The sequence below is a fragment of the Mesorhizobium argentiipisi (SeqCode) genome (assembly GCF_037179585.1).
Taxonomy (GTDB): Bacteria; Pseudomonadota; Alphaproteobacteria; order Rhizobiales; family Rhizobiaceae; genus Mesorhizobium; species Mesorhizobium argentiipisi.
In genome coordinates, this window is the sequence record NZ_JAPYKO010000031.1 from 52,130 (window position 1) to 65,418 (window position 13,289).

Consider the following 13,289-nt stretch of genomic DNA (forward strand, 5'->3'; position numbering starts at 1 on the left):
TTTGCTCGTTTGCCGAACGGGTTGCGCAGCCGGTAGCGGTGCGGTCAACGGAAGCTCACTTCGTCCGCCTATGCCGTAGCCAGCCATTTGCGCGACATCGCGAAGGTCCTGAAGGATTTTGCATCCATCGGGCGCCCGAATGCGTAGCCTTGCAGGATGTCGCAGCCAAGCTCTTTCAGGATGCGCGCATGTTCCATCGTCTCGACGCCTTCCGCCACGACCCCGATGCCGAGCGATTTGCCGATCTCGATGATTGACGACACCAGCCGCCGCTGCGCCGCCGAGCCCGTTATCGGCGTGACGAGCTGCCGGTCGATCTTGAGACGGCGCGGTTGCAGCTTGAGCAGGCTGACGACGGATGCATGGCCCGTGCCGAAATCGTCGATCTCGATGTCGATCCCGAGCTCTTTGATGTGCTCGATGTTCCAGGCGACAAGCTCGTCATTTTCGTCCAGGAAAATGGATTCCACGAGCTCGAATGAAACGGTTCCCTCCTTGATCGCCAGCATGCGCAGGCCGTTGATCAGGTCTTTGTCCTCCAGCCTTCGTGCTGAGACGTTGACGGAAAAGCGCGGGATGTTGAGGCCGTCGCGCGACCAGCGCTGGAAATTCTCGAGCGTTTGTTCGAGGATCGTGCGGTCGATCAGCGAGACCACATTCAATTCCTCGGCCACTTTGAGGAAGATATCGGGGGCGAGGATGCCGCGCCGTGGATGGCGCCAGCGCGACAGCGCCTCGACGCCGACGATCTCGAGCGTCTTGGCATCGAACTGCGGTTGGTAGTAGGCGATGAATTCGTTGCGCTCCAGCCCGCCGAGGATCTCGTCCGCGGTCTGCTTGGTCCTGACGATCTCGCTCTGCAGCTCTTCGTTGAAGAACTCATAACGGTTGCGACCGCGGCTCTTGGCTCGATAGAGCGCGAGGTCGGCGTAGACCAGCAACTGCTTCGCATCGACTCCGCTAAGCGCCGCAATGCCGATGCTGACCCCAAACCGGCATTGGTGGCCTTTATAGTCGACGGGCTGGCGCATTTCTTCGATGATACGGTCCGCTAGCGCGGCGAGTTCATTGTCATTACGCCCCTGGCACACCACAACGAACTCGTCTCCGCCGATGCGCGCCACGAAGTCGCCTGCCCGGACGTTGGCTTTGATGACCTTCGAGGCATGCATGAGCATGGCGTCGCCCGCCGCATGGCCGAGCGTGTCGTTGATGTGCTTGAAGCGGTCGAGGTCGAGATGCAGCAGCGCTGTGCGATCCTCGGGCGAATTGGCCAGCATCTCGTCGAGGTAACGGCGATTGGGCAGGCCTGTTAGCGAATCGTGCAGCGCCACATGCTCGATTCGCGCCTTGGCGGTCTTGAGTTCGGCATTCTTCGATTCCGACAATTGCCGTTCACGCACCAGATTCTCGTTGAGCAGAACGTCGCTGGTCACGTCCCATTCGGCCCCGACCATTTTCGGCGTGCCGTCGCTGTCCTGGAAGTAGCTTGCGCGCGCGCGCACATGGCGGACGGTGCCGTCTGGGCGAAGCAGTCGATACTGCGACGAGTAGGGACCTTTTGCAGCCACGGCAAGGTCGAACTCGCGCTGTGCCCGCGCGATATCCTCGGGGTGGATCGCCAGTGCCCAGTCATCATAGCCGCGCGGCTTCCCGTCGGCGGGCTTGCTGTAGATCTCATTGACGCGATCGTCCCACAGCAGCTCGTCGGTGATGAGGTCTTGCTCCCACACGCCGATGCCCGAAGCCTCTAGAGCCAGTTCCAGTCTCCCGGACAGGCGCCTCAATTCGGCATAGTTTTTCTGTCTTTCTCCGAACAGCCGTCCGGCCACGAGGATGGGCAGCACCACCAGCACAGCGGCGAGCGCCATGAGCGCTTGCAAGACCCGCTCGTTCTTCGGCACGGTCGGCCAACCGCCCTTGGGAATTGCCGATATCTGCCAGGACCCGAATGGCAGCTGCACTTCTGCCGTCACCGGATTGTTGTTGACGATGTCGGCGCCACCGAAGAAGCGCTGGCCGCCACCACCAAGCGCATCCTTTCCGACAAGCGCCACGTCTATGTCGAGATCGGGGTCGGTGAGGCCGCTTGCGGCGTAGAGCCGATCGATGTCGATAGCCGCCGAGACAAGGCCCCAGAAGCGATCGCCGCCCCCCGCTGTCGGCACGAAGACAGGGATCCGGCCGATGAAGGCGCGCCCGCCCTGCCTGAGGTCGACCGGACCGGCAAGCACCGATATGCGCTGGTCGCGCGCCCTAAGCGCCGCCAAGCGTTGCGCCTCGTTCTTGCGGTAGTCGAGCCCGATCGCCTTCTCGTTGCCCTCCATCGGATACATCAGCGAAATGACGAGATCGGGCGCGCCGCCAATGTTGCGCAACTGCGATTTCTGCTTGAAGAGATTGGCAGCGAGGGAGGCAAATCTCTGCTGCCCCATATAGGGCTCGGTGACGATGGCCGAGACGAGGCCCTGAACCAGCTGGAGATTGCCGTTGATGTTTCCTTCCAGCTTGGCGCGGATGATGTTGACCTTGTAGAGGACGTCCGCGCGCGTGAGTTGATCGGAAACCCTTTTGTTCTGCTGGTCGACGAAGATCGCGCAGATCAAGAGCACGACGAAAGCAATCGCCGCCGGCACGTTGGCGGAAGAGAAAACGGCCTGCCTGATACGGCCGATGTTGAAATTTGTCGCGGTCAATTCAACCCGAATAGCTTTTCTGGACGACGCTCCATCGATCGGAGTTAAAGGAAAGTGCTTAAATTAGAACTTCCGTACCCGCCTCAAGTTGCGCCATTCGCAGCCTGGAGGCTTGCCTTGAGCCAACAAACTCAAGCCATGATTAATGCCGGCTAACTGGGCCGTTCATCCCGCAAAAATCGCGATCTTCCGTTGCCTCCAAAAAATTCTTCCGCGTCCCGGGAATAAAGCCGGGGCCTTCCGGGTCTTGGCTGTAGCGAGGCCATCCTCCCAAGGCACGCATCAACCAACCGGAAGGACTACGCATATGAACAGAACCGCCTTTGCCGCAGTCGCCATCCTCCTTGCCACCGGCAGCGCCTTCGCCGGCAGCGACCACTTCTCCGGGACGAATGGCGGCCAGCAGGCCGTCGCCACCGACACCACCACCACTGCTTCCATCGCGAAGCCCGACATGGACCACCACGCCATGAAGCCGGCGGCCAGGATCGCTGCGGAAGAGCCCGGCCAGGGCATTTGGGGTCGCTAGGCAGGTGGGACCGAGAGGTCCTCGCCCAGGAGTCGGGACCAAAGGTCCTGATGCCGTGTAAGGAACGCACGCCTCGCCTCGCCTCGGGACCAGACGTCCCGATCTCCCCGGCGCCGGCCGATCTTCAGTCGGATCGGCCGGTTACGTTTCCGCAGCCGGCGGAGGGCAGCACCGGGCCCTCCGCCATTCTCTCATACCGCCTGAAACTTGAAGCAAACGCCCAAGCCACAAGAGGAGATTTCTGATGTTCAACATGACACGCCGCATGGTGCTCGGTTCCGCCGCCGCTGCGGCCGCCTTCGGCATTGCCGGCAAGCTGGAATTCGCGCCTGCGGCTCACGCCGAAACCCCGGTCGAGCCGCTGGTCGGCTTCTACAAATACAAGGTCGGCTCGCTTGAGGTCACCGCCGTCTATGACGGCATTTGGCGCAAGCCCCACGACCCGGCCTTCATCAAGGACGTGTCGGTCGTCGACACCAAGGCCGCGCTCGCCAAGGCGGGGCTGACCACCGAGTTCATGCCGATCCCGCTCACCGTCGTGGTGCTTCAGATGAACGGCCGCACCATCATGATGGACGCCGGCTCCGGCGTCGGCCAATGGCAGGCCAACGCCACGCATCTGCCGGCCAACATGAAGGCGGCCGGCATCGATTACAAGGCGATCGACACCATCATGATCTCGCATTTCCATCCGGATCATGTCTGGGGCCTGATGGAAAAGGGCACCAACAATCCGGTGTTCCCGAATGCCGAGCTGATCGTCAACGCCACCGAGTACAATTGGTGGACGGATCCGAGCCGCCTCGCCAAGCTGCCCGAGGGCCGCAAGCCGGCGGGCAAGCGCATCGCCGAGAACTTCCCGAAATGGAAGAACTGGAAGCTGGTCGACGACGGCACGGAAGTGGTGCCCGGCATCCGCATCATGGCGGCACCCGGCCACACGCCCGGCCATTCCGTCTACCATGTCGATGCCGGTTCCGAGCAGTTCCTCGTCTCGGCCGACACCATGTACGTGCCGGCGCTGCTCGCCCCGCATCCCGAATGGCAGGGCAGCTACGACCAGGACGGGCCGATGGCGATCACCACGCGCCACAAGATCATCGACCAGGTGATCGCCGACAATATCCGCATCTGCGGCTCGCACTTCCCGTTCCCCGGCACAGGCAGCTTCGTCAAGGACGGCAACGCCTATGCCTTCACCCCAACCCAGATCTGATTTGAATCGGATCCTGAAGAGAAAGCGACAACTCCCATGAGACACGCACTTTTCGCGGTGCTTGGCGTCATTGCGGTCTTGACCGCGGCCCCGATCGCCATCGCCGTTCCGGCCTATGCCGTGGACGACATCGAAGGCGCCGACGCGCCGGACCTGACGGTGGTGAAGGCCAAGATCGAGGCCAAGGACTATAAGGGCGCTCTGGCCGATCTGCGCGACCTTGCGCAGGACACCCAGCAGGCCGACGTCTACAATCTGCTCGGCTTCACGCTGCGCAAGACCGGCGACTACCAGACTTCGCTGACCTACTACACCAAGGCGCTGGAGCTGCAGCCCGACCACAAGGCCGCGCATGAATATCTGGGCGAGCTCTATGTTGAGACCGGCGACATGGCCAAGGCCAACGAGCAGCTCGCCTCCCTGCAAAAGCTCTGCCCGGCAGGCTGCGAGGAGCTCTCCGATCTCAAGCAGGCGATCGACACCAAGGTGACGAAGTAGCTCGGCCTGTTTCCCCACAAGGTGGCGGAGAACTGGCCGCGAAGCGGCCGGAGAGGGGCTTGGCACTGACCTTTCCCCCGCGAGTACCGACTTTTGGGCGCCACGGCGGTAGCGCGCCCGAAAACCGGAGCCGGCGTTCCTCTCCCTCGCGCCGGCTCCGACCTTTTCGCGTTAAGCGCGCAGGCGCGTCCACGCGGACGCGTTGCGCGTCGCTCATTCCAAGATGCCTGTTTCCAAAGACCGGAGCCGACCATGACACCGACCGAACTTGCCGAAAAGCTTCACGCCAGGGGCGTGGTCCTGCTTGCCGGCCGCCTGCTTCTATCGCTGATCTTCGTGCATGAGGGTCTGCAACTGGCGACGCATTTCGAGGGCGCTGAGAAGGCGATGGCCGCGCTCGGCGTCGGCACGCCGCTGCTTTTGGCCACCATCGCGCTGCAGCTTGGCGCGGGCCTGTCGGTGGCGTTAGGCATTCTGGCGCGGCTGGGCGCGATCGGCCTTGGCCTGTTCTGCCTGATGACGGCCGGCCTCTTCCACACCAACTTCGCCAGCCAGAACGAATTGCTGCATTTCGAGAAGGACCTGGCAATCGCAGGCGGCATGTTCATCCTGGCGCTCGCCGGTTCCGGCAGGCTGTCGATGGACAGGGTGCTGACTGGGTTCGCAAGAGACACCAAGATCGATCCGCCCATCGAGCAGCATCCGTCGATGGGGGAGACGAGCCTGCCAGTTTGAGGCGCGGCTCCGCGTGAGGTGAGGGCGGCCTTACAACACACTCGTGATCCCGCCATCCACCAGCAGCGTCTGCCCGGTCACGAAGCTTGCCGCATCCGACGCCAGGAACACCGCCGCGCCGGCGAGTTCCTTCACATCGCCCCAGCGCCGCATCGGGGTGCGGCCGGTCAGCCAGATAGAGAATTTTTCGTCGGCGACCAAGGCGGCGTTGAGTTCGGTCCTGAAATAGCCAGGCGCGATGGCGTTGACACGCATGCCATGCTGGCCCCATTCGCCGGCCATCGATTTGGTCAGCATGGTGATCGCCCCTTTGCTTGCCGCGTAAGGCGCGATCGAGGGGCGGGCGAGCGCGCTCTGCACCGATGACACATTGATGATCACGCCCCTGCGGCGTTGGATCATGCCTTTCACCGCAGCGCGGCTGACCTTGAACACGCCGTCGAGATTGGTCGCCATCAGCGCGTCCCAGTCGGCATCGGAAAAAGTTTCGAGCGGCGCGCGGCGCTGAATGCCGGCATTGTTGACCAATATGTCGATCGGCCCGGTGCCGGCTTCGCTCGCCGCGATCGCCGCGTCGACCGACTGCGTGTCGGTGACGTCGATCGCCGCTTCCGCCACCGTGTAGCCTTCGGCGCGCAACCGATCGCCGGCGGCCTTCAGCTCGTCGGCCTTGCGGCCGCCGATGGTGACGCGCGCGCCGGCGGCGGCCAGCGCCTCCGCGAAGGCGAGGCCCAACCCGCGGCTGGCGCCGGTGACGAAGGCATGCCTCCCTTCGAGGCCGAAGAGACGGCCGAGATAATCAGTCGAACGCAATTTGCACCTTCATCGATTGCGATTTGTCGCTGGCCAGTTCGAAGGCTTTGCGGGCCTCGGCAAGCGGCAAAGTATTGCTGAGCAACGGCGCGACGTCGATGCGGCCGGAGCCGATCAGGTCGACCGCGAGGGCGAATTCCGTGTCAAAGCGGAAGCTGCCTTTCACCTGGATTTCCTTGGTGACGATCATCGAAATGGAAAGCTCCGCCGTCGCGCCCTGGCCGACGGTCACCAAGGTGCCGCGCGGCTTGACGATAGGCAAGGCGCTGGCCACCGTGGCGCCCTGGCCGGCCGCCTCGAAGATGACGTCGAAATACCCCTTGTTGGCGGCATAGCCATCCATCGCTTCGGCGTTCGAGGCGACATTGATGGTGCGGTCGGCACCGGCCTTGGCGGCGTATTGCAGCGGCCTGTCCTGCACATCGGTGATGACGATTTCACGCGCGCCGGCAAAGCGCGCGCCGAGCACCAAGAGCGTGCCGATCGGCCCGGCGCCCATGATCAGCACGCGGCTGCCATAGACCGGCGCCTGGGCGACGGCATGCAGCGTCACGGCAAGAGGCTCGGCGAAGGCGCCGGAGGCAGGGTCGGAACCCTTCGCCAGCGGCACGGCGTTTTCGGCGCGGCAGACGAGATGCTCGGCAAAGCCGCCCTGCACATGCGGTGTGCGCATCGCGGACCCCAGAAAGCGCATGTCGAGGCAGTGGATCGGCTCACCCGTGCGGCAGAATGCGCAGCTGCCGCACGGCTTGGCCGGATTGACGGCGACTGCCGTGCCGACCGCCGGTCCCGAAACGCCGGCGCCCAGCGCCTCGACGCGACCGGCGATCTCGTGGCCGAGGATCATCGGCTCCTTCATGCGCACGGTGCCGAAGCCGCCATGGCGGAAATAGTGCAGGTCCGAGCCGCAGATGCCGCCGCGCGCAATACGCACCAGCACCTCGCCGGGACCGGGCGACGGGACGGCCCGCTCCTCGACATGGAGGTCGAGCGGCCGGCGCAGCACCACCGCGCGCATGGAAGATATTGGCGACAAACCGGCTCTCCGCTGCTTCGCCTGAAATTTCGGTCCTACAGTTAGCAGGAAAGCAATGCTTGTTGAAATCAATTCATCTGATAAATCTGATGAAAATCCGCAGCACCGATAATTAGTCGATGCGTCGATGGCCGGCGCGTGTAACACTGTCGTGAAGACTCTGAATTGGGCCGGGACAATGGCAGGCAATCAGACCTCGTCGGTGACCGACGAGATAACCAACATTCTCGGCCGCGAGATTCTCGGCGGGCTGTTTCCGCCCGGCGCGACACTGCTCGGCGAGGAGGAGATTTGCGCCCGCTTCGGCGCCAGCCGAAGCGCTGCCCGCGAGGCAGTGAAGATCCTGTCGGCCAAGGGCCTGCTGCTCACCCGCCCGCGCCGCGGCTCGCGCATCCGCCCGTTGAAGGACTGGAATTTCCTCGACCCTTCGGTGCTGGGCTGGTTGCGCGCCAGCGCCACCCCGCGCGACTTCATCATCGAGCTTCTGGAAGTGCGGTTGGGCTTCGAATGCGAGGCCGCGGCGCTTGCCGCGAGCCGCAACAAAGCGGACGAGATCGCCGCCATTCGCGAGGCCTTCGAAGCGATGCGCGCGGCATCCTCGGGCCAGGGCGATCCGGTCTTGTCGGACGCCGCCTTCCACGAAGCGGTGCTCGCCGCCACCGGCAACCGCTTCTTCCTGCCGCTCTCGGCGCTCATCCACACGGCCCTGCAATACAGCGTGCCGACCACCAACGCGCTGTTCGGCCATCCGGTCGGCGACCTCGATGCGCACGGCAAGGTGCTGAGAGCGATCGAGGCCGGCGACGCCGCCAGGGCGCGCAAGGCCATGCACGACATGTTGAGCGAAGTGCTCGCCCGCGTGCGCACCGCCGTCGAGTTGACCGGCGTCACCTAAGCCAGTCAGGGAGGCGCGCCGCCATCAACCAGAGCCCGGCAGCATTGGCGCTCAGGCGGCGGCCGGCCGCCTTGGCTTTCGCAGAGCCTTCACGCCGGCCATCTCGACGAAATTGGTCGCCGACTCCCAGAGATAATCGCATAGAGGAAGGGCGCGAAGTCGCTGGCGCCCTCGATCGGCAGCGGCGCGATCTCGGCATCGACGCGCGGCTCGTAGAAGAATGGGATGGAATAGCGCGCCGTCTTCGGCGCAATCACCGGCTACTTGCCTGAAATGCGCTGATGCACGCGCTCCAGGCTCTCCGCGAAGGCCTCGAACGTGCCCCGCTCGGTCAGCTCGCGCAGCACCTGCTCGTTGATGCCGCCGCGCGTCGCATAGTCCTGCGCAAGATGCACGAAATCTTCGTCCGGTGCCGTATCCGGCGCGTTGGCCAGCGCCTTGTAGATGCTGGTGATGTACGTGCGGCTCTTGTCTCCAGCCACACCCTGGCCGCGAACCCAGGCGTGGATCGTATCGAGATATTTGAAATAGCTGGCATAGGTCGCGGTGACGACGCTGAGCGCGTCGAATTCGCTCTGGTCCTCGACCTCGATCACACCGCCCAGCCTGCCGAAGAATGCCGCCACGATGGGGTCGGGCGGACAGATGATCGTCGCGCCCTGTAGGCGCGCAATCATCGGCATCGGCAGGGCCTTGCCGACATGTGCCGCCGGCGCCACGAGGCCGGCGATCTCCTCGCGCGATATCGTGGCGATCAGGCTGACGACGTGATGGTCCGGCCGGAACCGCAGTTCCTTCAGCACCTCGTGCGCGATCTGCGGCCGCACCGCGAGCATCACGGTGTCGCACTGGTCGAGCACGGCCTGGTTGTCGGCGGCGACGCGCACGTCCGGATAGCGCGCGGCAAGCTCGGCTGCGTTCGCCTCGTTGCGCGGAGAGACCACCACCGGCGTCGTCTCGCCCGGCAGCGATTTCAACCCCGTGACGATGGCCGAGCTCAGCGCGCCCGTGCCGACAAAGCCAAGTTTCATGGATATACCGCCCTTGTTTCGGATCGCCGTCGACAATAGCGACGGCCTCTTCTGCGGCAAGGGAGCAGGTGGCCGCGATAACGGCCCTGAAGCGATGAGGCTGCCGCGCAGGACGACAGCCTCACGGGAATCATGCTCAGCGCTTCGGCCCGAAACCGGGATAGGGGTTGAGCGGCACGATCGCCGCGATGTCCATCATCCCGGCCTCGATTAACGGCAGCGTGGCGAGATGGCCGCGCACTTCCTTCTCGTCGGCAGCTTCGAACATTATGCCGGTGCCGGGAACGTCGCCGCGGTTCCAGATCTGGCGTGCGGCCCCTTGTGCGTAGAGCGTCTTGCGCTGTTCGGACTCGGGCGGCAGCAGCGGCGCGAAATCGGCATCGCCGAACTTCTGGGTGTTGCGGCTGAGCAGGGCAAAGAACTGCATGGCGGTCTCCTTTCATGGCTGGTTGATGCCGGGAGATATCGCGCCCGCTGGTCAGACTGTCCAAGACTGATTAGGCTATAGTTAAGACCTTCGAGGACTTTAAGGCGAAACAATGCTCGACCTGCGCCAGATCAGATATTTCGTCGCCGTTGCCGAGGCCGGCAATGTCGGCCGCGCCGCCGAGCAATTGCACATTTCGCAATCTCCCCTGAGCCGGCAGATCATCCAGCTCGAGGAGCAGCTCGGCGTCGCCCTGTTCGAGCGGGCGAAGCAGCGCGTCCATCTCAATGCTGAGGGCAGGGCCTTCCTTGCCGAAGCCCGAGCGCTGCTTGCCAATGCGGCGCGGCTGGAAGAGCTCGGCCGCAACCTCGCCAGCGGCGCCGCCGGCAGCCTGGCCATCGGCTATGTCGAGGGCGCGGTGCTTTCCGGACTGGTCGCCGACCTGCTGAGGGATTTTCGCCGCGCGCGGCCGGATTTCCATCTGCAATTGCGCAGCCGGCGGACGGCGGCGCAGTTCGAGGATCTGCGCCAGCGCGCCCTTGATCTCGGCTTCGTCTATTCGCCGGCGCCTGGGGGCGATCCCGATATCGAAAGCATGCTGGTACGGCGCGAACCGTTGGTGCTGGCAATGCCGGAAGGTGATCCGCTCGCCGCTGTCGCCGACATCGCTCCCGGCCATCTCGACGGCCGCGTCTGGATCACTGTCGTGCGCCAGCCCGGCGACACCAACCGCGCGCAGTTCCTGGCGGCCTGCGTCGAATCCGGCTTCATACCCGACATCGCCTATGAGACGGCCGATCCCTTGACTTCGCTTGGCCTCGTCAGCGCTGGCCTTGGCCTGGCGACGGTTCAGGAAAGCCTGCAAAGCGCGGCACCCGCCGGCGTGATCTTCCGCGACCTGCCATGGTTCAAGCGCAGCGTGTCGATCCATCTAGCGTGGCGGCGGAATGACAGGCGGGCGGTGGTTGGGGATTTGAGGAGGGCAGTAGGGCAGTAGGGGCATTTTCCGTAGCCTCATATACTGCCTTACTGCCCTACTCCCTTATTGCCCTTACATCTTGTCGATCACCGACTGCACCCCTTCCGTCGGCGCGTCGACGGACGAACCCGCCACCATGATGGCGGCGACGATCGCTTCCGGGTCGTTGACCACCAGCGGCTTGACGCGGTGCGCGGTGTGGATGAAGCCTTCCTCCGACATGTGCTCGATCAGCGTCAGCATCGGATCCCAGAAACCTTTGACGTTGGCGAAGACGATCGGCTTGCGGTGATGGCCGAGCTGCCCCCAGGTCATGATCTCGACGATTTCCTCCACCGTGCCGATGCCGCCGGGCAGCGCCACAAAGGCGTCGGATTTTTCGAACATGCTATGCTTGCGCTCATGCATGTTGTCGGTGATCAGCAATTCATCGAGCTTGTCGAGCGCGGTTTCGGTCGCTTCCTTGTTGATCAGGAAGCGCGGGATGATGCCGGTGACCTTGCCGCCGGCCTTGAGCGCGCCTTCAGCGACGGCGCCCATGATGCCCTTCGTGCCGCCGCCATAGATCAGGCGCAACCCGGATTTGGCAAGCGAGCGGCCGAGTATGTGGCCGGCCTTGATATAGGCCTCGTCGCGGCCCGGAGACGAGCCGCAATAGACGCAGACGGATCGAATCGTGTTCATGGCGATGATTGGTGATGGGGACGGTTGGCGCGGTCAAGCCCGCGGACGGGCTTTTTCTTGTGAGCTTGGAGAAAACACGCTAGACCGGGCGTTAGGTGGCTAAGGGGGCAATACGGAATTATGGCTATCAATCCTTCTAAGGCGTTTTTGTTCGCGGCGGGCGGCGTTGTCGCCGTCGCGGCGGTCGCCTACGGCTCGGGCGCGCTCGACCCTTATATCAACAACCAGAAGCCGGCGCAGGTTGCGGCGCTGCCGCAGAGCGATGCGAAACCGGCTGAATCCTCAAGCACGAGCACAGAGGCGCGCGTGCCCCAGGCTCCTTCAAACACAACGGCTCCGGCCAACACGATGGCGCCAGCCAATAGTATGGCGTCCGCCAATAAGATGGCGCCGGCCAACAACGCGACGGCTCCGGCCACTGCAACGCCCGCCCAGGCGCCTACCGCCGCGGGTGGTCCGACACTGCCGACCTTCGATGTCGTGCGCGTCGAAGGCAATGGCTCGATCGTCGTCGCCGGCAGCGCCGCGCCCAACGCCAAGGTCGAGATCCTGAATGGCGGGAGGGTGCTTGGCTCGACCGATTCCGGCCCTGACGGCGCCTTCGCGATCGTGCTCGATAACCCACTGAAGCCGGGCGACTATACGATCACGCTGCGCCAGACGGTTGGCGGCACTGCCGTCGCCTCGGCTCAGACCGCCGTGGTGTCGGTGCCGCAGAGCCCGACCGGCCAAGTGCTGGCCATGGTCGAGGAGCCGGGCAAGGCCTCGCAACTGATCACCGTGCCGGAGGCCGAGAGCAAGCCGGCCGCGCCGGCGGCTGGCGATCAGGCGGCAGCGCCTGCTACGACGGCACCGGCCGCCACGGACCAGGCGACCGCGCCGGCTGCGGCCACTGCGGCGGAGCCCAAGATCACCGTCGAAGCGGTCGAGATCGACGGCAGCAAGATCTTCGTCGCCGGCACGGCTGATCCCGGCCGCAAGGTGCGCGCCTATGCCGATGTTATCCTGCTCGGCGATGCCAAGACGTCGGCCGACGGGCATTTCCTGATCGAAGCGACGCGCGACATTCCCGTCGGCAGCTACACCATCCATGTCGATGGCCTGGACAATGATGGCGCCAAGGTCGTCGCCCGCGCTGCCGTCCCGTTCGAGCGCGAGCCCGGCGAGTCGATCGCCGCCGTCGCACCGAATGAAACAAAGACCGGCGATGCCAAGCCGGCGGTGACCAAGACCGCCGACGCCACAGCTCCGGCAGCGGCGACGGCCGAAGCGGCCAAGCCTGCTACGTCGGCCCCGGCAGCGGAGGCGCCCGCCAAAGTCGCCGAGGCGACGCCTTCGACCGACATGCCTGAGACGGTCGCGCCGAAGCTCGAACATGCCGACAGCGCGGTCATCATCCGCCGCAACGATACGCTATGGCGCATCTCGCGCCGCGTTTACGGCCACGGCACTCGGTTTTCGACCATCTATCTCGCCAACAAGGACCAGATCCGCGATCCCGACCGCATCTGGCCGGGCCAAGTCTTCAAGGTGCCGTCCAAGTCGAAAGAAGGCGAGGTGGCCGACATGAAGGCCATCGGCGAGCAGATCACAGCGGCGCCGGCGAAGACGGAGTGAGCGCCAATCTCCCCCTCGAGGGCATAGGCGCTAAGATAGGGTATTGCGGCGCGGAATCGGTTGTGATTCTACGCTGGGGATGACACACGAATCGCTTGTTGATGATGGCTGGGCCGAGACAGTTAAGCTTCTC

Annotated in this window: 14 protein-coding genes; 7 read left to right on the forward strand and 7 right to left on the reverse strand. The window is 64.2% G+C overall.

From position 1 onward, the window contains the following. Positions 1 to 68 precede the first annotated feature (68 nt). Positions 69 to 2,666 carry a bifunctional diguanylate cyclase/phosphodiesterase gene (locus O7A05_RS28920; protein ID WP_337096556.1) on the reverse strand — a complete coding sequence of 866 codons (2,598 nt, stop codon included), beginning with the start codon at positions 2,664 to 2,666 and terminating at the stop codon, positions 69 to 71. A gap of 337 nt (positions 2,667 to 3,003) precedes the next feature. Between O7A05_RS28920 and O7A05_RS28925 the strand changes: the two genes are divergently transcribed. The 4 genes from O7A05_RS28925 (at position 3,004) to O7A05_RS28940 (ending at position 5,674) form a co-directional block, all read left to right on the forward strand. Continuing rightward, positions 3,004 to 3,225 (forward strand): DUF680 domain-containing protein, encoded by a 222-nt coding sequence (locus O7A05_RS28925; RefSeq protein WP_337096538.1) that lies wholly within the window; start codon positions 3,004 to 3,006, stop codon positions 3,223 to 3,225. A 244-nt stretch (positions 3,226 to 3,469) separates the two neighbouring features. Next, entirely contained in the window at positions 3,470 to 4,441 is a 972-nt protein-coding gene (locus O7A05_RS28930; RefSeq protein ID WP_337096539.1) for an MBL fold metallo-hydrolase, read from the forward strand. Between the two features lie 36 nt (positions 4,442 to 4,477). Further along, positions 4,478 to 4,939 carry a tetratricopeptide repeat protein gene (locus O7A05_RS28935; RefSeq protein ID WP_337096540.1) on the forward strand — a complete coding sequence of 154 codons (462 nt, stop codon included), beginning with the start codon at positions 4,478 to 4,480 and terminating at the stop codon, positions 4,937 to 4,939. Positions 4,940 to 5,191: 252 nt separating this feature from the next. Next, positions 5,192 to 5,674, forward strand: coding sequence for a DoxX family protein (locus tag O7A05_RS28940; RefSeq protein ID WP_337096541.1), 483 nt, complete (start codon positions 5,192 to 5,194; stop codon positions 5,672 to 5,674). A 30-nt stretch (positions 5,675 to 5,704) separates the two neighbouring features. On the opposite strand, the gene O7A05_RS28945 is transcribed toward O7A05_RS28940, so the two are convergent. Together O7A05_RS28945 and O7A05_RS28950 are read right to left on the reverse strand one after the other, a co-directional pair. Next, complete coding sequence (locus tag O7A05_RS28945) at positions 5,705 to 6,487, reverse strand: glucose 1-dehydrogenase (RefSeq protein WP_337096543.1); 783 nt, start codon at positions 6,485 to 6,487, stop codon at positions 5,705 to 5,707. Next, complete coding sequence (locus O7A05_RS28950) at positions 6,474 to 7,505, reverse strand: L-idonate 5-dehydrogenase (protein ID WP_337096558.1); 1,032 nt, start codon at positions 7,503 to 7,505, stop codon at positions 6,474 to 6,476. The genes O7A05_RS28945 and O7A05_RS28950 overlap by 14 nt, the downstream gene beginning before the upstream one ends. A 196-nt stretch (positions 7,506 to 7,701) precedes the next feature. Here O7A05_RS28950 and O7A05_RS28955 point away from each other — a divergent pair, with 196 nt between their 5' ends. Further along, entirely contained in the window at positions 7,702 to 8,418 is a 717-nt protein-coding gene (locus tag O7A05_RS28955; RefSeq protein WP_337096544.1) for a FadR/GntR family transcriptional regulator, read from the forward strand. Positions 8,419 to 8,507: 89 nt separating this feature from the next. On the opposite strand, the gene O7A05_RS28960 is transcribed toward O7A05_RS28955, so the two are convergent. The 3 genes from O7A05_RS28960 to O7A05_RS28970 all read right to left on the reverse strand — a co-directional run bounded on the left by O7A05_RS28960 (position 8,508) and on the right by O7A05_RS28970 (position 9,876). Continuing rightward, positions 8,508 to 8,675: a hypothetical protein gene (locus tag O7A05_RS28960; RefSeq protein WP_337096545.1), complete on the reverse strand. Its 168-nt coding sequence runs from the start codon at positions 8,673 to 8,675 to the stop codon at positions 8,508 to 8,510. Positions 8,676 to 8,678: 3 nt separating this feature from the next. After that, positions 8,679 to 9,449, reverse strand: coding sequence for a pyrroline-5-carboxylate reductase (locus O7A05_RS28965; RefSeq protein ID WP_337096546.1), 771 nt, complete (start codon positions 9,447 to 9,449; stop codon positions 8,679 to 8,681). A 136-nt stretch (positions 9,450 to 9,585) separates the two neighbouring features. Then, positions 9,586 to 9,876, reverse strand: a complete 291-nt coding sequence (locus O7A05_RS28970; RefSeq protein WP_337096547.1) for a muconolactone Delta-isomerase family protein — start codon at positions 9,874 to 9,876, stop codon at positions 9,586 to 9,588. A gap of 112 nt (positions 9,877 to 9,988) precedes the next feature. On the opposite strand from O7A05_RS28970, the gene O7A05_RS28975 reads away from it, so the two are divergent. Further along, positions 9,989 to 10,873: a LysR family transcriptional regulator gene (locus tag O7A05_RS28975; protein ID WP_337096548.1), complete on the forward strand. Its 885-nt coding sequence runs from the start codon at positions 9,989 to 9,991 to the stop codon at positions 10,871 to 10,873. Positions 10,874 to 10,927: 54 nt separating this feature from the next. On the opposite strand, the gene O7A05_RS28980 is transcribed toward O7A05_RS28975, so the two are convergent. Beyond that, the gene (locus O7A05_RS28980; protein WP_337096550.1) at positions 10,928 to 11,539 is read right to left on the reverse strand and encodes an LOG family protein; all 612 of its coding nucleotides are present in this window, start codon (positions 11,537 to 11,539) and stop codon (positions 10,928 to 10,930) included. Positions 11,540 to 11,659: 120 nt separating this feature from the next. Between O7A05_RS28980 and O7A05_RS28985 the strand changes: the two genes are divergently transcribed. Then, positions 11,660 to 13,156, forward strand: a complete 1,497-nt coding sequence (locus O7A05_RS28985) for a LysM peptidoglycan-binding domain-containing protein (protein ID WP_337096552.1) — start codon at positions 11,660 to 11,662, stop codon at positions 13,154 to 13,156. The last annotated feature ends 133 nt before the right edge of the window (positions 13,157 to 13,289 follow it).

Coding starts and splice junctions, on each gene's coding strand:
- O7A05_RS28925 (WP_337096538.1), top strand. CDS start 3,004: ATGAACAGAACCGCCTTTGCCGCAGTCGCCATCCTCCTTGCCACCGGC.
- O7A05_RS28980 (WP_337096550.1), bottom strand. CDS start 11,539: ATGAACACGATTCGATCCGTCTGCGTCTATTGCGGCTCGTCTCCGGGC.
- O7A05_RS28935 (WP_337096540.1), top strand. CDS start 4,478: ATGAGACACGCACTTTTCGCGGTGCTTGGCGTCATTGCGGTCTTGACC.
- O7A05_RS28940 (WP_337096541.1), top strand. CDS start 5,192: ATGACACCGACCGAACTTGCCGAAAAGCTTCACGCCAGGGGCGTGGTC.
- O7A05_RS28970 (WP_337096547.1), bottom strand. CDS start 9,876: ATGCAGTTCTTTGCCCTGCTCAGCCGCAACACCCAGAAGTTCGGCGAT.
- O7A05_RS28950 (WP_337096558.1), bottom strand. CDS start 7,505: ATGCGCGCGGTGGTGCTGCGCCGGCCGCTCGACCTCCATGTCGAGGAG.
- O7A05_RS28985 (WP_337096552.1), top strand. CDS start 11,660: ATGGCTATCAATCCTTCTAAGGCGTTTTTGTTCGCGGCGGGCGGCGTT.
- O7A05_RS28965 (WP_337096546.1), bottom strand. CDS start 9,449: ATGAAACTTGGCTTTGTCGGCACGGGCGCGCTGAGCTCGGCCATCGTC.
- O7A05_RS28975 (WP_337096548.1), top strand. CDS start 9,989: ATGCTCGACCTGCGCCAGATCAGATATTTCGTCGCCGTTGCCGAGGCC.
- O7A05_RS28955 (WP_337096544.1), top strand. CDS start 7,702: ATGGCAGGCAATCAGACCTCGTCGGTGACCGACGAGATAACCAACATT.
- O7A05_RS28930 (WP_337096539.1), top strand. CDS start 3,470: ATGTTCAACATGACACGCCGCATGGTGCTCGGTTCCGCCGCCGCTGCG.